We start from the raw sequence: 19,095 nt of genomic DNA, 5'->3' as shown, positions 1-19,095 counted from the left end.
ATGGTTGCGCTGACGCCTCCTGCCTTACCTTCCCGGCCCGAAAGGGGTACAAGGCGGCAAGCGCCGCATTGCGTCGGTGCGCCGGCGCCCCATTTATGGGGAGCCCCCCGGCTGCGCGCCTTCGGGCGCCGCGGGGAACGATTTTCGGGGATTGCGACACATGCTGCTCAATCAGGCAGGCGCCATGGGTGCCAAACCGGCTGCGGGTTCGGACAGCGCCGGCGGCGACATCATCGAGACCACCACCCAGACCTTCATGGCCGAGGTGATGGAGGAATCGAAGCGACGTCCGGTCCTCGTGGATTTCTGGGCGCCTTGGTGCGGCCCGTGCAAGACGCTGACCCCGGTGATCGAGAAGGTGGTGAAGGCCGCCAAGGGCAAGGTGCGCCTCGCCAAGCTCAATATCGACGATCATCCGGTGATCCCCGGCAAGCTCGGCATCCAGTCCGTGCCCACCGTCTATGCTTTCGTGAACGGCCAGCCGGTGGACGGCTTCATGGGCGCGCTGCCCGAGGGGCAGGTGAAGGCGTTCATCGACCGCCTCCTCGGTCCCGCCACGGACGGGCTTGAGGAAGCCCTCGCGGCCGCCGAGGGCGCGTTGGCGGACGGCGACCTCACCGCAGCCGCGGAAATTTTCGCCGGCGTGCTCGGCGAAGAGCCGGACAATCTGAAGGCGCTCGCCGGGCTCGTGCGTACCCAGGTGGCGGCCGGCGCGCTGGAGCAGGGGAAGGCGACGCTGGCGCTGGCGCCCGCCGACAAGGCGAACGATCCGTCCATCGCCGCCGCCCGCGCCGCCCTTGATGTGGCAGAGCAGGCGGCCTCTCTCGGCGACCTCGCGACGCTTCAGGCGAAGCTCGATCTCGACCCCGCCGACCATCAGGCCCGCTTCGACCTCGCGCTCGGCCTCAATGCCAAGGGCCGGCGGGAGGACGCGCTGATCCACCTGCTCGACATCGTCAAGCGCGACCGCTCGTGGAACGAGGATGCGGCGCGCAAGCAGCTGGTTCAGCTGTTCGAGGCGTGGGGCCCGACCGATCCACTCACCCTTTCAGGCCGTAAGAAATTGTCAGCGATCATGTTCGCCTGAGAGCGCGGCCTTCCTGTCCGGGGCGGGCGCGTCTTTCGATCGTTTGGGTCGATGCGCTTTCCCGATGCGGATGGAATTTCGCTCGCAGGCGATCGAAAAGGATTTTTTTCGTGGCTGCCAACCGCAATTACCTGGCGCCGGCGGACATTCCGCTGGTGATACCCGTATTTCCGCTCACCGGCGCGCTGCTGCTGCCGCGGGCGGAGCTGCCGCTCAACATCTTCGAGCCGCGCTATCTGGCGATGGTGGACGATGCGCTCGGGGGCGCGCGGCTCATCGGGATGATCCAGCCGGACGAGGCGGCGCCGGCCAGCGCGCGCGGCCCGGCTGTTCATAAGGTCGGCTGCGTGGGGCGGCTCACCCAGTTCGGCGAGACCGGGGACGGGCGCTACCTAATTACCCTGAGCGGCATCTGTCGCTTCCGGGTGGTCGAGGAGATGCCGGTGACGACGCCGTACCGCCAGTTCCGCATCGATACCGGCACGTTCGCCGAAGATTTCGATGTCTCGGCCGGCGAGGCGGAGGTGGACCGGGATGCCGTGCTTGCCGCCCTCGCGGCCTTTCTCGACGCGAACAAGCTGGAGGCGGACTGGGATGGCATCCGCCAGGCCGGCACCGAGACGCTGGTGAATGCGCTCTCGGTGATGTCGCCCTATGGGGCGCTGGAGAAGCAGGCGCTGCTGGAGGCGGACAATCTCAAGGCGCGCGCGGACATGCTGGTCGCGATCACCCAGATGATGCTGGCCCGCATGCCGGGCGACCGCGAAGGCTCGCTCCAGTAGCTCAGGGTTCCACCGCGAAGCGCAGCCGTCCGGCCGGCGCAAGCGTGCGGGCGTCGAAGGTGCGGATCTCCGTCGCGCCGTTGAGCTCGATGGCCACGACCACCACGTCGCCGGAGACGGCGGTGGAGACGATGCGGCTGCCCTTGGGAAGAAGCGCGGTCATTTCGCCGGAAGCGAGCGGTTTCGCCCGGATCATGCGATAACCGATCACGCCGAACACGGCCGCCACCCCCAGCACCATGACCAGCATGGAGATGCTGGAGAAGCGGCGGAACTTGCGGATGACGCGCTCCTGCTCCGGCGTCAGCGCCTCTTCGGGGGTGTCGATCTGGGGCGGGCGGTGGAACATGAGGGGCCGGGGCTCCTGACGGGACAAGAATGAACGCGAAGACGACCGAAGCTGCCCTTGCCGACGGCTTCGACGACCTCACCGATGAGATCGGGCCGGACGAGACCGGTCAGGACGCAGGCGCGAGCCTTATCCTCGCCGTCGCGCCCGAGGATGCGGGCCAGCGGCTGGATCGCGTCCTGGCACGCCTCGCGCCCGAACTCAGCCGCACCCGCATCCAGCGTCTCGTTGCGGAAGGGCAGGTGTCCATCGGCGGGGGAGTGGTAGGGGACGCGGCCGCGAGGGTCAATGCCGGCGAGGTCTACACTCTCACCCTGCCGCCCCCCGAGCCGGCCGAGCCGGTGGCCGAAGACCTCCCTCTCACCATCGCCTTCGAAGACGATCACCTCATCGTCATCGACAAGCCGGCGGGACTGGTGGTGCATCCGGCGCCGGGGCATGCCTCGGGCACTCTGGTGAATGCGCTGCTGCACCATTGCGGCGACAGCCTGTCGGGCATTGGCGGAGTGCGGCGTCCGGGCATCGTGCATCGCATCGACAAGGATACGTCTGGTCTCCTGGTGGTCGCCAAGTCGGACGCCGCCCACAAGGGCCTTGCCGCCCAGTTCGCCGACCACGGCCGCACCGGGCCGCTGGAGAGGGCCTATCTCGCCTTCGTCTGGGGCGTGCCCGAGCCGAAGGGCAGGGTGGATGCGCCCATCGACCGCCATCCCACGCACCGCCAGAAGATGGCGGTGCGCGGGTCCGGCCGCCATGCGGTGACCCATTGGGACGTGCTGGGCACCTTCGTCGGCAAGAACGGCGCGGAGGTTGCGAGCCTCATCGAATGCCGTCTGGAGACCGGGCGCACCCACCAGATCCGCGTCCATATGGCCCACGCCGGCCACCCGCTCCTCGGCGACGAAGTGTATGGCCAGGGCTTCCGCACCAAGGTCTCGCTGCTGCCGGACGAGGCTCGGGCCTGCCTCGCCGCCCTCGGCCGGCAGGCGCTGCATGCGGCGCGGCTCGGCTTCGCGCACCCGGTGACGGGCGAGGAATTGTCGTTTGAAAGCGCGCTGCCGCAGGATCTTGCGGATTTGGAGGGGGCGCTGCGCGACTGATCGCGAGCGTGCAGAAACGCAATCCGCTCTCGCAGCGACGTGAGAGGATGAAACCTATCCGCGCCCCATTCGTATCTATATCATCATGCGTCGCGGTCGGCGTCATGCGGCCGCACAGGCGGCTGCCCGGACGGGGGCCGCGGGAGAAGGAGGCCTCGTGATGGCCCAGCAGAAGTCCATGTCCATTCCCTCCGCAGAGGGCGGGCTTTCGCGGTACCTGGAGGAAATCCGGCGGTTCCCCATGCTGGAGCCGCAGGAGGAATATATGCTCGCGAAAAGCTGGCGCGAGCACGGGGACCGCGACGCCGCTCACAAGCTGGTGACGAGTCATCTGCGCCTCGTGGCCAAGATCGCCATGGGATACCGCGGTTATGGCCTCCCCATCTCCGAGGTGATCTCCGAAGGCAATGTGGGCCTTATGCAGGCTGTGAAGCGGTTCGAGCCCGAGAAGGGCTTCCGCCTCGCCACCTATGCCATGTGGTGGATCCGCGCCTCCATACAGGAATACATCCTGCGTTCGTGGAGCCTCGTGAAGATGGGCACCACGGCGGCGCAGAAGAAGCTGTTCTTCAACCTGCGCAAGGCCAAGAGCCAGATCTCCGCCCTGGAGGAGGGCGACCTTCGCCCCGATCAGGTGAAGCAGATCGCGACCAAGCTCGGCGTCACCGAGCAGGACGTGGTGGACATGAACCGCCGCCTCTCCGGCGACGCCTCCCTCAACGCCCCCATCCGCGAGGAGTCGGAGGGCGGCGAGTGGCAGGACTGGCTGGTGGACGAGCGCCTCGACCAGGAGGAGCAACTTGCGGAGAGCGAGGAACTGGACAATCGCCGCACAGCCCTGTCCGGCGCCCTGTCCGTTCTCAACGATCGCGAACGCCGCATCTTTGAGGCGCGCCGCCTCTCCGATGATCCGATGACGCTGGAGGACCTCGCTTCCGAGTTCGGCGTTTCGCGCGAGCGTGTGCGCCAGATCGAGGTGCGCGCCTTCGAGAAGGTGCAAAAGGCGGTCGTGGACCGGGTGCGCAAGATCGAGGCCCATGAGGCGGAGGCGATCTCCGCCTGATCCTTGACCTCGCGAGTCGCGTCTTCGTCGCCGGGCGGGGTCCGCAGAGCGCGGCCCATGTCCTTTGGGGGCTGTCGCGTTCGTGCTGAGAATCCTTGCCGGGTCACGCTGTCACATTAGGGCTGCTTCGGCCAGGGTTCGCCTGAATTGACGCATACGGCAGTCGATCAACTCTAAGTAATTGCTCCTCGAAGAAAAATCGGTCCAAAACGGCAAGGTTTGGATCGATCTGATCTGGATCGGTCCCACCTAGCATGATACCTGCCTAGCTCAACTTTGATCGGCTTCGACAGAGGCCCGCCGTGCCTGCTGATTGTTTCCTGGCGTTAGGAGCGTCAGCCGCGGCGGCGGGATGGCACTCGGGTATGCTGGACGTTGCGGTCATTATCGTCGATGACGACAAGGATTTCCTTGGTGAGGTGCGGCAAGGACTTGCCCTTGAGAACCTGTCGGTGGTCTGCGCTTCGTCTCCGCTGACCGCGCTCGACATCATCGAGCAGAATCTTGCCATCCGCGTCCTGGTCACCGACCTCTCCATGCCCGGTCTCGACGGGCTGGAACTGATCCGTCGCGTGGGCGAACTGCGTCAGGCGCCGCAGATCCTGCCCATCGTTCTCACGGGGAACGGATCGCTGGACAGTTGCATTGCCGCCCTGCGGATGGGCGCGGTGGATTTTCTCCAGAAGCCGTTGGAAATCGCCAGTCTCGCGGCAGCCATCCGGCGGGCGCTCGATCTTTCCCTGCAGAAGTGGCGGGCGGCGACCCTGCTCGACGATCCCCTGGCGCTGCTGCGTCTGCTGGATCGCCTGCGCATGGACCGCAAGCGCGTGCTTCCCAGCGTGGCCGGCGGGGATGCCGCCTGGGAAATGCTGCTCGATCTCGCCATGGCGCAGGCTGCCGGCCGGCAGGTTTCCGTCTCGGCACTGTGTGCGGGTGCCGGAACCTCAACCACCACCGCGTTGCGTCGCCTGGAAGCGCTCGAGCAGGAGGGGCTGGTGGAGCGGCGCCCCGACCCCGAAGACCGGCGAAGGGTCTGGCTCCAACTCACCCACAAGGGCGGCGCGTCCGTCCGGCAGGCCGGACGGCGCTTCGCCGAGACACTTCGGGCGATGGTATGAAGTAAATTTCAATATGTGTCTGTATTATTTCGCCACGATATCCGATAATTACAAATAAGTTCCGCTATGCCTAAAAATTTAGCTCCAGTTCTGGATGTTACGACAGAAATATGGACCTGATTACCATTGTGAAAATTTAGGTATAGAGGCACTTTCCGCTCAGCTAATTGGGTGGGGTGCCATGCGTGCAGCCGTGATTGCTGATGATGGCGGTCGTGTCATCAATCCTTCTCATCACGAGCGAGGTCTCGTTGCGGCCTGGCTCGGAAATGCCATCGGGACGTTTGTCGAGGTCGGCGCGGGTGACCCCATTCGCGGCAGCCAGACCTATCATCTCGAACTGAATGGCTGGCGCGGTCTGCTCATCGAGCCCTCCGCGGAGCTTGCCAGAGCCCTCAGGACGACGCGGAAGGCCGAGGTCGTCCCGGTCGCCTGCGCCGGTCCCGGAGGCCCGGCCACGCTTCAGCTCTGGCTCTTGGGATGGGAGGCGCGGTCGCACCTGTTTCCGGGCGAGCAGCCGAGCGGCGTGATGCAGGTCGAGGCCCGACGGCTCGACGATATCCTGACGGATGCGGGCGTGACCGGCTTCGACTTCCTCTCCATCGACGTGGGCGGCACGGAGGCGGATGTGCTCTCCGGCTTCACGGCCTCGCGGTTCCGGCCGCGACTTGTCCTGGTTGACGATCGGGTGCAGTTCGGCCGCAGCCGCCGCCTGCTCCGGGCGCAGGGTTATGTGCTGGTGCGTCGCACCGGTCACAATGCCTGGTTCGTGCCCCGTGCCGACAGCGGCATGGCGTTCGCGGACCGGATGGCCCTGGCATGGCACTACGGGCCGGCCCGCCTCGGGCGGCGGCTGTTGCGACGCGCCTTGGCCTGAGGCTGGGCGAGGGGGCGCTGGTCCTGATCCGATCAAGGTGAAACAACCCAAGCCTCTCACCCAAGCCCCGGATGAACAACCTTCATAGCTTCGACATCTAGCCGGCCGGCCCGGTCGTCGGCCCGGTCGCGGTCTCTCGGGCGATCTGCCTGCGCTTCAGCGCGGACAGCACGAACGACGCAGCCAGCATCAGCGCGACGCCGATGAATATCCCCGCGAGACGTTCAAGCACCGGCATCAGCGCATCCGGTGGCCCGCCGTCCGTGATGAGTGCGGTGATGAAGGCGACGCCGCCCTGGGTGCCGATATAGCTCTGGGGCCCGCCGCCATTGTGCAGGCGGGAGAAATAGAAGATGCCGCCCGCCAGCACGGTCAGATAGACGACCAGATTGTCGAGCTGGAGCAGCAGCGCGGCAAGCCCGGCAAGCGCGCCCAGGATGCAGCCGAGCACCCGCTGGCGTCCGCGCACCCGCATGGCGCCGAAGTCCTTGTCCAGCACCGCCAGCGAAGAGCCGATGGCCTGCGGCAGCGATGGCAGGTCGAACCAGGACCACAGCGCCACCATCGCCACCGCCGATGTGCCCGCCACGAGCCCGATATGCACGAGGTCGAGATCAGCCGGCTGCGCGGGCGCTGCCGGTTCACCAGATGAGGCAGGCAACGCGGTCGCGGCCCGGTCGCTCCGGGGGCGGGCGGCGGCGTGAATGACGGCGCTTGCCACCACGCCACAGGCGATCTCCAGGAAACGGTTCTGCGCGAAGGAAAAGAGCGCGCCGGTCTCGACGATGCTCACCGCCAGCATCAGCATGAGCGTGATGGTGCCGTAGAACCACGCATAGCCGTAGCGGCTCACGAACCGCAAATAGGAGCCGACCCCGCAGATGATGAACAGGGCCAGCGCCTGGAAGAGCGGAATGCCCTCCAGTGCCACCGCAAGGACATAGCCGGCGGAAAGCCCCACCGCGGTGCCGGCGAGGCGCATGCCGGCCTTGCGCCAGAGCGCGGAAAAATCCGGGTTCGACACCACCCAGGCCGAGATCGCGGCCCACCACAGTCCCTGCAGCCCGAGCGCCGCCGCCATCAGCAGTGCGAGCACCACGCTCGCGGCTGTGATGAGGCCCTGCCGCGCGCTCCAGCCTGTCGCGGCCATGGGGTCAGAACCAGATCAGCACGCGGGCGTCGGCGCCGCGGTAGAGCGGCGCGCGCGCCGGCAGGTCGCCCATGTCGATGAGCACGGGGAAGCGGCGGGGCAGGCGGATCCAGTCGGTGCTCAGGGGCACGTAGGGGAGGGCACCATCCTCGCCGGCGGTGCGGGAGATGCCCGGCGAGATGGAGCGCACCGTGCCCCAGTGCGGCCGCCAGGGATCGGAGCCGATGCTGAACAGCACGCTCTGGCCGGGCTTCAGCCGCGCCAGATGGCGCTCGTCCACCGCCGCGACGATGTGCCAATTCAGATCCGACACCACGGCCGCGAGGGGCCTGCCGGCGGTGGCGTAATCGCCGGTGCGCACCGTGAGCGGCGCGACGCGTCCCTTGACCGGGCTGACGATGCGGGTGCGGGAGAGTTCGTAGCTGGCCTTGGCGAGGGCCTGGGCGGCAGTCGCCTGCTCCGCCCGCCGCACGGTGACGAGGGTCTGCGCCACGGCGGCGAGGCTTTCCGCCTTCTGAAGGTCGGCGGCGGCGACCACCGCGTCCCGCCGCACCATATCCAGCGCCTCGGCGGAGATGTCGCCGGTCTGGGAGAGGGATTCGGAGCGGGTCTGCTGGCGCCGGGCGTTGTCGAGGGACGCGCGGGCGGCGGACACCATGGCCGTGCTCTCGTCGATCGCCGCCTCGGCAAGGCGAATGCGCTCGGCCGCCAGCGCGACCTGCGCCTCGGCGGCGCTGACCGCCAGCGCGAACGGCTCCCGCTCGATCTCGGCGAGCATCGCCCCGGCCGCGACCTGGGCGTCATCGCCCACCGCCACCTTGGCGAGGGGGCCCGACACCTCGGGCGCGACGAAGATTACATCCGTCGCCACATAGGCATCGCCCGTGTAGGCGAAGAACCGCACCGAGGTTTCGTAGACGAGGAACGCCAGCACCACGGAGCCGAGGATCGAGGCGATCACATGGCGTTCGACAAAGGACAGCAAAGGCGCCTCCCCACATGACCTCCGCAGGGCGCGGAGGTCAACCGCCCGCCGCGCTGGGGCGTGCCGCCGCTTGATACCCTTTGGGAACCCCTCGGCGCCAGAGCCGGACTTGAGAAGCTCCGGCGCCCTACGCCGGCTCAGCCGTTCCTGTCCTTGTTCTCCCCGATGGACGTGGCGATGTCGGTGAAGGTCGGGGCCGGGCCTTCCTGGCGATTGGTGGCTGCGCGCAGGAAGCGGATGGGAAACAGCACCCCTTCGGCCTGCCCCGGGCTGATGGTGCGGCAGGCGGCATCGCGGCGGCAGGCGTCCTCCGCCTCGGCGAGCGCCGTCTCGATCTCGCCGGATGTGAGGAGGCCCTTGTGCCGCATGGTCTCGAGTAGGCGTGACAAGGCGAGGAGCACGCCTTCCAATTGCAGGTTCGCGGTGTTCATGGGGTCCTCCGGACTGGCCCGGCGTTTCGCCGTCCAGCCATGCCAACGCTGCGGACCTCCCCCCGGTTTCCCCGCGCGCACCGCAGGTTCTCAATTGCACCGTTGCCGCATAGGATGTCAGCCCGCCCCGGCGCCTGCCCGCCACGCCCTGTTCCGATGTTCAGTCCCGCAGCGCTCCAGCCGGTTTGCCGGATGGCGGCCACCGGCACGTCGGGGCGCAAAGACCGATACGAAGACGCGATTCGATTGGCGCCCGTGCACTCTGCCGCGCGACGCCCAGGGAGAAAACCCAATGTCCGATGCCTATCCGAACGTCCAGCTCCACATCGACGGCGTCTGGCGCGATGCCGAGGGTGGCCGCCGCATCCCGGTCATCAATCCCGCCACGGAGGAGGAGATCGGTTCGGTCGCCCATTGCTCGCGCGCCGACCTCGACGCGGCGCTGGAAGCGACGGAGCGCGGATTCGCCACCTGGAGCAAGATGTCGGCGTTCGACCGGTCCAAGCTCATGCGCAAGGCGGCGGACCTGCTGCGCGAGCGCGCGGACGGCATCGCCCGCCTGATGACGCTGGAGCAGGGAAAGCCGCTGGTCGAGGCGCGGATGGAGACGCTGGCCGCCGCCGACATCATTGACTGGTTCGCCGAGGAGGCCCGCCGCGCCTATGGCCGGGTCATTCCGGCCCGCGCGCCCGGCGTCTACCAGCTCGTCATCAAGGAGCCGGTGGGGCCGGTGGCGGCCTTCACGCCGTGGAACTTCCCCATCAACCAGGTGGTGCGCAAGCTGTGCGGCGCCCTGGCGGCCGGCTGCTCCATCATCGTGAAGGCGCCGGAGGAGACGCCGGCCTCGCCCGCCGAGCTGATCCGCGCCTTCGTGGACGTGGGCGTTCCGGCCGGGGTCATCGGGCTTGTCTATGGCGTGCCGGCTGAGGTGAGCGAGTATCTCATCCCGCATCCCACCATCCGCAAGATCACCTTCACCGGCTCCACGCCCGTGGGCAAGAAGCTGGCGGCGCTCGCCGGCGAGCACATGAAGCGCGCCACCATGGAACTGGGCGGGCACTCGCCGGTGATCGTGTTCGACGATGCCGACGTGACCGCCGCAGCCAAGCAGATCGCCGCTGCGAAGTTCCGCAATGCCGGTCAGGTGTGCGTCTCGCCGACCCGCTATCTCATTCAGGAGAACGTCTACGAGGAGTTTGTGGACGCCTTCGTCACCGTCGCCAAGGGGGTGAAAGTGGGCAACGGCCTTGAGGCCGGCACCACCATGGGGCCGCTTGCCAACGAGCGCCGCATCCCGGCCATGGAGGCCCTCATCGCCGATGCGCGCCAGAAGGGCGCGGAGGTGGCGACCGGCGGCGCGCGCATTGGCAACAAGGGCTATTTCTTCGAGCCGACCGTCGTCACCGGCGTCACCCGCGACATGCGGATGATGAATGAGGAGCCGTTCGGCCCGCTGGCCATGATGCTGCCCTTCTCGGACTTCGAGGAGGCCGTCACCGAGGCCAATCGGCTGCCCTATGGCCTTGCCTCCTATGCCTATACCCGCTCGGCCAAGACCGCCCAGCAGGTGGCGCACCGGGTGCAGGCCGGCATGATGACCATCAACCACCTGGGCCTTGCGCTGCCTGAGGTTCCGTTCGGCGGCATCAAGGATTCCGGCTATGGCTCGGAGGGCGGCTCGGAGGCCATCGAGGCCTATCTGAACCCCAAGTTCGTGTCGCAGGCCGGGATCTAACCCTCAGGCCGGAAATGACTTTCGCCGCCCTCCGGCTGGGCTGGAGGGCGGCGGCGGTATTGGCGCCTACACCAGCATCTGCATGTCGCCGTCCACCGCGATGGCCTGGCCGGAGATGGTGGAGCCCATCGGGGACGACAGGAAAACTGCAACATTGGCAAGGTGTTGCGGCGGGATGAGGCGCTTCAGCGAGGTGGCGGAGAGGGCCATCGCCTGCACCTCCTCCATGGACATGTTGCGCTCCCGCGCCTTGTTCTCGAACACCGAGCGGATGCGCGGGCCGTCCACCGATCCGGGCAGTATGGCATTGGCGCGTATACCGAATTCGCCCAGCTCCATGGCCAGGGACTTGATGAACCCGACCACCCCCCACTTCGCTGCCGCATAGGGGGAGCGCAGGGGAAAGCCGAAGCGGCCGGCGGCCGAGGAGAGGCCGATGATGGAGGCGTTGTCGCTCTCCTTCAGGGCCGGCACGGCAAGGCGGGTGACGTTGAAATGGCCGGTGATGTCCACCGCCAGGGTCCGGTCCCAGTCCTCCGGCGAGATCTGGTCCACGCGGCCGGTGGGGCCGGCGATTCCCGCATTGTTCACAAGCACATCGAGGCCGCCGAGGCGGCCCAGCGCACCCTCCATGAAGGCGGCGACGGAGGCCCGGTCGGAGACGTCGCACCAGGTGCCGACGGCCCCCGGCGCGGTGTCGCCCAGGGCTTCCAGCGCGGCGGCGTCCACGTCGCAGACTTCGACCTTCGCCCCCTCCTTCAGGAAGGCGCGGGCGATCTCCAGGCCGATGCCGCCGGCGCCGGCGGTGATGATGACGCGGATGCCGGCGATGCCGAGGTCCATGGCGTTCTCCCTAGGTTTTCTAGTGGGGTATCGGTGCTGTCAGGTGCCGATTCGGGCGCATTCAGCTTTGAGTCAGTCCGGCAGCACGTCGCGCGAGAGGATGAAGTCGCCCGCGCTCCAGATATCCGCCACCAGCGCGTCGCGTGCCGCCTCCGGATCGCGGGCCTTGAGGGCGGCGACGAGGCGGGCGTGGTGGAGGTGGGCCTCCCCCTGCCGCACCCGCTCCGGGCCGGCGCGGAAATCGAGGTTGAGGACGGGACCGATCTGCAGCCAGAGGCCCTCGATCATGCCCATGAGGGTGGGCAGGTGGGCGGCGCGGTAGAGGGCGAAGTGCAGGTCCTTGTTGTGGCGCATGGCGGCGGCGCCGTCCGGTCTCTTCTTGCCCCGCTCGGCGGCGAAGGCGCGCTCAAAGCGGACCACCTCGGCGATCTCGTCCGCCGTCGCCTCGCGGGCGGCAGTGGAGGCGGCGAGGCCTTCGAGGCTCGTGCGGATGAGGCGCAATTCGGCGAAGCGGGCGCGGGGCATGAGGGGCACGCGCACGGCGCGGTTGGGCAGCACTTCCAGCGCGTTCTCGGCGACGAGGCGCGACACGGCCTCGCGCACCGGCATGGCGCTGGTGCCGATGGCGGCGGCGAGCCCGCGCAAAGTGAAGCGCTCGCCCGGGGCGGCGCGGCCGGAGAGCAGCAGCTCCTTCAGATCGCCATAGACCTGATCCGCCAGCGTCTGGCGGACGATGCGGCCGACGCGGCCATCGAGCGTTTCCGCCGGCGCCTCGCCGCGGGCCTCGGGGGCATCGCCATCGGTGGCGGATCGCATCTTGTGTTCCATGTTCCGCGTCTGCTATGTGTGATCACAGATAACAGATAGCCGAGCCATTCGGCAATCATTCCGGTGCGGTCCGGACGGGAAAAATCCTGCCACCGCAACATCCAAGCCGGATCCATGGGAGGAGACGACGCCGTGACTGACTTTCCGCTTCACGCCCGAATTGCGTCCGCATCCATCGGCCGCCGCACGCTCCTGAAGGGCGCCGGCGCGGCCGCGCTTCTCGGCGGCGTCGGCATGCCGGCCATCGTGAAGGCGCAGGCCGACACGGTGACCTTCGGCCATCTCACGCCGCTCACCGGCTTCCTTGGCCCGCTCGGGGCCTATGGCCAGATGGGCGTGCAGCTCGCGGTGGAGGAACTGAACGCGGCCGGCGGCATCAACGGCCGCAAGATCAACCTCGTGATGGAAGACAGCGTGAACCCCGCCACCGCCTCCTCGAAGGCGGAGCGCTATATCGAGCGCGAGAAGGCGGCGGTCATCATCGGCGAGATCTCGTCCGCCTCTGCGCTGGCCATTGCCCAGGTTGTGGCGCGCAACAAGGTGGTGTTCGTGAACACGGGCGGCAATTCCGATGCGCTGCGCGGCAAGGATTGCAACCGTTACATGTTCCATGTGGAAGGCGCCAATACCCAATATGTGAAGGCGGTGGGCGCGGCGATGCTGCGCGATGGCCTCATCAAGGGCAAGAAACTCTTCTTCCTCACCGCCGACTATGCTTTCGGCCATGATCTGTCGCGCGTCGCCAAGCGCTTTATCGGCCAGAATGGCGGCGAGGTGATCGCCGACGAACTGGTGCCCACTGACGCAACGGACTTCTCGCCCTATCTTCTCAAGGTGCGCCAGTCGCGTCCCGACGTGGTGATCTCCAACCTCGCCGGAAACCAGATCACCAACTTCATCAAGCAGTATTCGGAATTCGGCCTGAAGTATCCGTTCGGCGGCTTCGGCTTCGATACGGCGGTGGCCTGGGGCGCCGGCAAGGGCACCTTCGGCGGCATCTGGCCCATGATCTGGCACCATGACGTGCCGACCCCCGGCTCGAAGGCCTTCGTCGCGGCCTTCGTGAAGAAGTTCGGCAAGCCGCCGGAGAACCAGGCCTGGGGCGATTACGTCGCCACCAAGAGCGTGGCCCGCGCCATGATCGAGACCAAGAGCACGGCGGCGGCCGACCTCATCGCCTTCTTCGAGAAGGAGCCGGAGCTGGACATCCTCAAGGCGCGCAAGGGCTATTTCCGCTCCTGGGACCATCAGCTCATCCAGGAGATGTACACGGTGACCGCCCGCCCGGTGGCCGAGGTCAAGGACCAGTGGGATCTCATGATCCTCGGCCCCGCCGTGCCCGGCGCGGAAACCGCCCTCTCGGCCATCGCCCCGACGCCGGAAGAGAACGCCTGCACCTTCCCCGCGGGGTGAGGGGGCGCGCACCTCCACAGTGCCGGCCGACGGCTCTTGCGGCGCTGTACCCCTCACCCCAACCCTCTCCCGCAAGGGGAGAGGGGGCTTGGCCGGTTCGGGTCTGGAGGTCCGCTTTCATCGGGAGAGGCTTCCTTTCACCGCCGTCATGCCCGGCCGTGTGCCGGGCATCCACGTCGGGCCGCCTGCGTTCTCCTCCCCTCTCCCTCGAAGTCGGCTGTTGCCGACTTCGACTTTCACGAACCGAACTCGGCAAGAGCCGAGTTCGGGCGGGAGAGGGGCCGGGGGTGAGGGGTGGGGATGTCTCCACAGGTGCCGGCCAACCGTTCTTGCGGCGCCGTACCCCTCACCCCAGCCCTCTCCCGCAAGGGGAGAGGGGGGCGAGCGGCGCGGGGTCCGCCGTCGATGTCTGTCAGTAAAAGCGCCTCAGGCCGGAGAAGACTTCATGCCCATGGAACTCGTCTTCCTCATCGAGCAATTGCTCAACGGGCTTCTTGTGGGTGTCGCCTATCTGCTGATCGCGCTGGGCCTCTCGCTCATCTTTTCCCTTGGCGGCATCGTGAACCTTGCCCATGGCGGCTTCTATGCCATCGGCGCCTATATCGGCGTCGAGGTCGGCAACCGCTTCGGCTTTCCCGCCGCCTTCGTCGCGGCGCCGCTGTCGGTGGCGCTCATCGGCATGGTCATCGAGCGCACCCTGTTTTCGCGCTTCTACCGGGCTGATCCCATCCTCTCGCTGCTGCTCACCTTCGGCCTCGCCATGGTGATCGAGCAGGCGCTGCGCATGGCCTTCGGCGCGACGCCCATTCCCTTCTCGATCCCCGAATTCCTGCGCGGCCAGATCTTCCTCGGCGACTTCATCTATTCGCGCTATCGCCTCGCCATCCTGGTGGTGGCGGCGGTGGCGGTGCTCGGCCTGTGGCTGCTGCTCCAGCGCACCGCCTTCGGCCGCGTGGTGCGGGCGGGCGTGCAGAACCCGGACATGGTGGGCGCGCTCGGCATCTCGCTCACGCCCTATCTCACGGCGGTGGCGGCCATCGGCATCGGCCTCGCGGGCCTCGCCGGCATCATGCTCGCGCCCATCTCCGGCGTGCATCCGGCCATGGGCTCGGAAATCCTCACCGCCGCCTTCGTGGTGGTGGTCATCGGCGGCCTCGGCTCGTTCTGGGGCGTGGTGGCGGCCGGGCTGCTGGTGGGCCTCGTGCGCGGGCTGACGGTCTATTTCATCCCGCCGGCGGCCGAGGCGTCCATGTACGTGCTCATGCTGGCGGTGCTGCTCACCCGTCCGCGCGGCCTGTTCGGCGAGCGCATCCTGCGCTTCGAGTGACCGCCATGCTGAAGACCTCCGCCGCCCCCAACGCTCCCGCCGTGACTGCGACACCTTCCTCTTCAGGAGCCGCGATGCTCGCTCGCAATGCCAACCTCATCGTCGCCGCGGTGGCTCTGGCTGTGCTGCCGGCGCTGCTGTCCGCCCTCGGCCTGACGGTGACCTCCGCCACCGACGTGGTGATCCTCGCGCTCGCCTGCATGGCGCTGAACCTGCTCGTCGGCTACACCGGCCTCGTCTCCTTCGGCCATGGCGCGTGGTTCGGCCTCGGCGCCTATGCGGCGGCGCTGCTGCAGCAGCGGCTGTTTCCCGACTGGGGCGTCGCCCTCGCGGTGCCGGCGGCGGCGCTGGTGACGCTGGCGGCGATCCCCGTGGGCTATGTGGTGCTGCGCCGGCGCGGCGTCTATTTCTCGCTGCTGACGCTGGCTTTGACCGCGCTCCTCTATACCGTCGCCTTCCGCTGGACGGCGGTGACGGGCGGCGAGAACGGGCTCGGCGGCGTCAATCGCGGACCCTTCTTCGGCCTCGACCTCGACCGCAACGCCACCTTCTACTGGGTGGTGGCGGCGGTGGCCTTCGTCATCATCTACAAGCTCCAGCGCTTCGTGCGCTCGCCGGTGGGCACGGTGCTCGTCGCCATCCGCGAGAACGAGCAGCGGGCGCGCTTCATCGGCTACGACACGCGGGCCTACAAGATCGCCTGCTTCACCCTCTCGGCGGGGCTGACAGCGTTCGCCGGCGCGCTCGTCGCCTTCAACCACCGCTTCGCCTCGGCCGATCCCATCGCCATCGCCTTCTCGGGCGAGTTGCTGGCCATGGTGGTCATCGGCGGCATGCGCTCCTTCCTCGGGCCGGCGCTGGGCGCGCTGTTCTTCGTGCTGTTCCGCGAATTCCTCTCCATGTGGACGCCGAACTGGCTGTTCTTCTTCGGCCTCCTGTTCATGGCCTTCATCGTCTTCTCGCCCACCGGGCTCGTGGGCGTCGCCGGCCGGCTGCTGGCGCCGCTGAGGAAGAAGACCATCGAGGCCGCCGCCATGGGCCGGCGCTCCTCCGCCGAGAAGCGGCCCTTGCCCTCCTCCCTCACCGCCCGCGCGCGGTGGGAGAGCGCCGCGCCGCTCCTGGAGGCGAAGGACCTGGCGCTCGGCTTCGGCGCCATCAAGGCGGTGCGGGCCGGCGCGGTGGCGGTGAAGGACAGGACGCTCCACGCCCTCATCGGCCCCAACGGCGCGGGCAAGACCACCACCTTCAACATGATTTCCGGCATGTTCGCCCCCAATGCCGGCGAGATCCGCCTCGCCGGGGAGCGCATCGACGGGCTCGCGCCCAACGCCGTGTGCATGAAGGGCCTCGCGCGCTCCTTCCAGATCACCAACCTGTTCCCGACGCTCAGCGTGGAGGAAAACCTGCGCCTCGGCGTGCAGGCCACCCACAAGAGCCGGCTCAATCCCTGGCGCGATGCCGCCGCCATCCCCGAGATCAATTCCGAGACGGCGGAGATGGTGGCGTTCCTCGGTGTCGCCGGCATGGAGAAGGCGGAGGCCGGCGCGCTCTCCTATGGCGGGCAGCGGCTGCTCGACATGGGCCTCGCGCTCACCTCCCGCCCGCGCGTGCTGCTGCTGGACGAGCCGCTCGCGGGCCTCGCGGCGGCGGAGCGCACGCGCGTCTCCAACCTCATCAAGGACATCTCCGCCGAGGTGCCGGTGCTGCTGGTGGAGCACGACATCGACCGCGTGTTCGAACTGGCCGACGCCGTGACCGTGATGGCCGATGGCGCCGTGCTGGTGGACGGCACGGTGGAGGATGCGCGGTCCGACAAGCGCGTGCAGGAGGTCTACATCGGCTCCGGTGCCGCGGCGCTCGCCGCCCGCGACCTTGAATCCGCCGCCACCGAGAAGACGATGCTGCGCCTCCACGGCATCGACGCCTTCTACGGCAAGAGCCGCATCCTCGCCGGCGTCTCGCTGGAGGCGAAGGAGGGCGAGATCCTCGCGCTGCTCGGCCGCAACGGGGCGGGAAAATCCACCTTGCTCAAGGCCATCACCGGCATCGTCAAGCCCATGAACGGCTCCCTGACCTTGGCGGGCGAAGAACTCATGGGCCTCTCCTCCGCCGCCATCGCCCGGCGCGGCGTCGGCTACGTGCCGCAGGGCCGGGCGCTGTTCCACGGCATGAGCGTGCGCCACAACCTCGAACTGGGGCGCCTCAAGCGCATCACCGGCGCCGGCCGGCACTTCAGCGAGGACGAGGTGCTGGACCTCTTCCCCCGCCTCAAGGAGCGCATCGACACGCCGGCCGACCTCCTCTCCGGCGGCGAGCAGCAGATGGTGGCGGTGGCCCGCGCGCTGATGGGCGACACCCGCGTGCTGCTGCTGGACGAGCCCTTCGAGGGCCTGTCCCCGGCGGTCACGGAAGAGCTGTTCGACGCCTTCGACCGGCTGCGCCATGCGCTCACGCTCGTCATCGTGGATCACCATCTCGACGTGGTGCTGAACCTCGCCGACCGCGCCGTGGTGCTGGAGCGCGGCGAGGTGGTCCACGAAGGCCCCGCCCGCCCGCTGGCGCGCGACCTCGATCTGAGAAGGCAAGTGCTGTGGCTGTGAGGGGCGGCCGTGTGATCTCCGCGATCCTCCCCTCTCCCCTCGAAGTCGGCTGTTGCCGACTTCGACTTCCACCAACCGCACTCGGCAACTGCCGAGTGCGGGCGGGAGAGGGGGCGGGGGTGAGGGGGAGGGGCCTCTCCACCCTCGCACTCATCGGCCGAACGACACCACCCCCTCATCCGTCTCGCGGCCTTGCCGCGATCCACCTTCTCCCGCGGGGGGAGAAGGGTCGTCCGGCTCTCGCACGGCGGCCTTCGGGCATCGCCAGCTGCGCCGACTTTTCCCCTGGGCCCCGGCTCGGCGCTCCGGCTGCGCCGTCGCTGGTCCGGGGCAGCCCCCCTCATCCGGCTCGCGGCTATGCCGCGATCCACCTTCTCCCGCGAGGGGAGAAGGGATTTTCCTCCGCAATGAGGCTTCCATGACCAAGATCGCCATCATTGGCTCCGGCTTCATCGGCCGGGCCTGGGCCATCACCTTCGCCCGCGCCGGCTTCGACGTGGCGCTGGCGGACAAGGCGCAGGGCGCGCCCGAGGCGGCGCTCGCTTATATCGAGGGCGTGCTGCCGGACCTCGCCGCCAACGATCTGCTCAACGGCAACACCCCCGAGGCCGTGCGCGCGCGCCTCTCCGCCGCCGGCTCTTATGCCGAAGCGCTGGAAGGCGCTGTCCATGCGCAGGAGAATGCGCCGGAAGACCTCGCCCTCAAGCAGGCGCTCTATGCCGAACTCGATGCGCTGGCGGCGCCGGAGACCGTGCTCGCCTCCTCCACCTCGGCGATCCTGCCCTCGCGCTTCTCGGAAGGCTTGAAGCATCGCGAGCGGGTGTGCGTGTGCCACCCCATCAATCCGCCCTATCTGATCCCCGCCGTGGAGGTGGTGCCCGCGCCTTGGACGGCGGCCGAGACCATGGCCCGCGCCGCCGATCTCATGCGCGCCGCCGGTCAGTCGCCCATCGTGATGAAGCGCGAGCTGGACGGCTTCGTGATGAACCGCATGCAGGGCGCGCTGCTGGAGGAGGCGTTCCGCCTCGTCGCCGATGGATACGCCAGCGTCGAGGACGTGGACATCGGCATCCGCGAGGGGCTGGCGCTGCGCTGGTCCTTCATGGGGCCGTTCGAGACCATCGATCTCAACGCGCCCGGCGGCGTCGCGGACTATGTGGCGCGCTACCAGCAGATCTATGAGCGCATCTCGCCCGACCAGTGGCGCCGGGTGGATTGGGCCGGCCCGGTGCTGGAGACCGTGCTGGCGGAGCGCCGCGCGCGCCTGTCCCACGATGCGCTTCAGGAGCGGCAGGTGTGGCGCGACCGCCGGCTGATGGCGCTCGCCGCCCACAAGCGCAAGGCCGACAAGGATATCGGCGCCTGACCCTTTCCGACCCTTCGACATTCCCGAGAAACGAGGCAAGA

17 protein-coding genes are annotated in these 19,095 nt (G+C 68.2%); 11 read left to right on the top strand and 6 right to left on the bottom strand.

Annotation, left to right across the window (positions count from 1 at the left end; all coding sequences use genetic code 11):
- Positions 1-160 precede the first annotated feature (160 nt).
- A complete protein-coding gene (gene trxA / locus V5F63_RS18065) occupies positions 161-1,087 on the top strand; it encodes a thioredoxin (RefSeq protein WP_209484599.1) in 927 nt (308 codons plus the stop codon).
- A gap of 110 nt (positions 1,088-1,197) precedes the next feature.
- A complete protein-coding gene (locus V5F63_RS18060) occupies positions 1,198-1,869 on the top strand; it encodes an LON peptidase substrate-binding domain-containing protein (RefSeq protein ID WP_394100690.1) in 672 nt (223 codons plus the stop codon).
- A gap of 1 nt (position 1,870) precedes the next feature.
- On the opposite strand, the gene V5F63_RS18055 is transcribed toward V5F63_RS18060, so the two are convergent.
- Positions 1,871-2,218, bottom strand: coding sequence for a hypothetical protein (locus V5F63_RS18055; RefSeq protein ID WP_209484595.1), 348 nt, complete (start codon positions 2,216-2,218; stop codon positions 1,871-1,873).
- Between the two features lie 29 nt (positions 2,219-2,247).
- Here V5F63_RS18055 and V5F63_RS18050 point away from each other — a divergent pair, with 29 nt between their 5' ends.
- The 4 genes from V5F63_RS18050 to V5F63_RS18035 all read left to right on the top strand — a co-directional run bounded on the left by V5F63_RS18050 (position 2,248) and on the right by V5F63_RS18035 (position 6,376).
- On the top strand, positions 2,248-3,318 hold the full coding sequence (locus V5F63_RS18050; RefSeq protein ID WP_394100691.1) for an RluA family pseudouridine synthase: 1,071 nt from the start codon (positions 2,248-2,250) through the stop codon (positions 3,316-3,318).
- A 160-nt stretch (positions 3,319-3,478) separates the two neighbouring features.
- Positions 3,479-4,381 carry an RNA polymerase sigma factor RpoH gene (rpoH, locus tag V5F63_RS18045; RefSeq protein WP_209484591.1) on the top strand — a complete coding sequence of 301 codons (903 nt, stop codon included), beginning with the start codon at positions 3,479-3,481 and terminating at the stop codon, positions 4,379-4,381.
- 365 nt (positions 4,382-4,746) lie between these two features.
- On the top strand, positions 4,747-5,499 hold the full coding sequence (locus V5F63_RS18040) for a response regulator (RefSeq protein ID WP_394100692.1): 753 nt from the start codon (positions 4,747-4,749) through the stop codon (positions 5,497-5,499).
- A 181-nt stretch (positions 5,500-5,680) separates the two neighbouring features.
- A complete protein-coding gene (locus V5F63_RS18035; protein ID WP_394100693.1) occupies positions 5,681-6,376 on the top strand; it encodes an FkbM family methyltransferase in 696 nt (231 codons plus the stop codon).
- A 97-nt stretch (positions 6,377-6,473) separates the two neighbouring features.
- Here V5F63_RS18035 and V5F63_RS18030 read toward each other — a convergent pair whose 3' ends face one another.
- The 3 genes from V5F63_RS18030 to V5F63_RS18020 form a co-directional block, all read right to left on the bottom strand.
- Positions 6,474-7,526 (bottom strand): FUSC family protein, encoded by a 1,053-nt coding sequence (locus V5F63_RS18030; RefSeq protein ID WP_394100694.1) that lies wholly within the window; start codon positions 7,524-7,526, stop codon positions 6,474-6,476.
- A 4-nt stretch (positions 7,527-7,530) separates the two neighbouring features.
- A complete protein-coding gene (locus V5F63_RS18025) occupies positions 7,531-8,511 on the bottom strand; it encodes an HlyD family secretion protein (RefSeq protein ID WP_394027934.1) in 981 nt (326 codons plus the stop codon).
- A 137-nt stretch (positions 8,512-8,648) separates the two neighbouring features.
- A complete protein-coding gene (locus V5F63_RS18020) occupies positions 8,649-8,942 on the bottom strand; it encodes a hypothetical protein (RefSeq protein ID WP_209484580.1) in 294 nt (97 codons plus the stop codon).
- Positions 8,943-9,234: 292 nt separating this feature from the next.
- On the opposite strand from V5F63_RS18020, the gene V5F63_RS18015 reads away from it, so the two are divergent.
- Complete coding sequence (locus tag V5F63_RS18015) at positions 9,235-10,677, top strand: NAD-dependent succinate-semialdehyde dehydrogenase (RefSeq protein WP_394100695.1); 1,443 nt, start codon at positions 9,235-9,237, stop codon at positions 10,675-10,677.
- A gap of 66 nt (positions 10,678-10,743) precedes the next feature.
- Here V5F63_RS18015 and V5F63_RS18010 read toward each other — a convergent pair whose 3' ends face one another.
- Both V5F63_RS18010 and V5F63_RS18005 read right to left on the bottom strand, forming a co-directional pair.
- The gene (locus V5F63_RS18010; RefSeq protein WP_394100696.1) at positions 10,744-11,520 is read right to left on the bottom strand and encodes an SDR family oxidoreductase; all 777 of its coding nucleotides are present in this window, start codon (positions 11,518-11,520) and stop codon (positions 10,744-10,746) included.
- A 72-nt stretch (positions 11,521-11,592) separates the two neighbouring features.
- Entirely contained in the window at positions 11,593-12,336 is a 744-nt protein-coding gene (locus V5F63_RS18005; RefSeq protein WP_394027937.1) for a GntR family transcriptional regulator, read from the bottom strand.
- A gap of 144 nt (positions 12,337-12,480) precedes the next feature.
- Here V5F63_RS18005 and V5F63_RS18000 point away from each other — a divergent pair, with 144 nt between their 5' ends.
- The 4 genes from V5F63_RS18000 (at position 12,481) to V5F63_RS17985 (ending at position 19,054) form a co-directional block, all read left to right on the top strand.
- The gene (locus tag V5F63_RS18000; protein ID WP_348634234.1) at positions 12,481-13,761 is read left to right on the top strand and encodes an ABC transporter substrate-binding protein; all 1,281 of its coding nucleotides are present in this window, start codon (positions 12,481-12,483) and stop codon (positions 13,759-13,761) included.
- A 451-nt stretch (positions 13,762-14,212) separates the two neighbouring features.
- On the top strand, positions 14,213-15,088 hold the full coding sequence (locus tag V5F63_RS17995) for a branched-chain amino acid ABC transporter permease (RefSeq protein ID WP_394028244.1): 876 nt from the start codon (positions 14,213-14,215) through the stop codon (positions 15,086-15,088).
- 74 nt (positions 15,089-15,162) lie between these two features.
- Positions 15,163-17,688, top strand: coding sequence for a branched-chain amino acid ABC transporter ATP-binding protein/permease (locus tag V5F63_RS17990; protein WP_394100697.1), 2,526 nt, complete (start codon positions 15,163-15,165; stop codon positions 17,686-17,688).
- A gap of 418 nt (positions 17,689-18,106) precedes the next feature.
- Positions 18,107-19,054: a 3-hydroxyacyl-CoA dehydrogenase gene (locus V5F63_RS17985; RefSeq protein ID WP_394100698.1), complete on the top strand. Its 948-nt coding sequence runs from the start codon at positions 18,107-18,109 to the stop codon at positions 19,052-19,054.
- The last annotated feature ends 41 nt before the right edge of the window (positions 19,055-19,095 follow it).

Source organism: Xanthobacter wiegelii (assembly GCF_043193855.2).
Lineage (GTDB): Bacteria > Pseudomonadota > Alphaproteobacteria > Rhizobiales > Xanthobacteraceae > Xanthobacter > Xanthobacter flavus_A.
The sequence above is the reverse complement of the archived record's forward strand: the minus strand, read 5'-3'. Positions and strand labels throughout refer to the sequence as shown.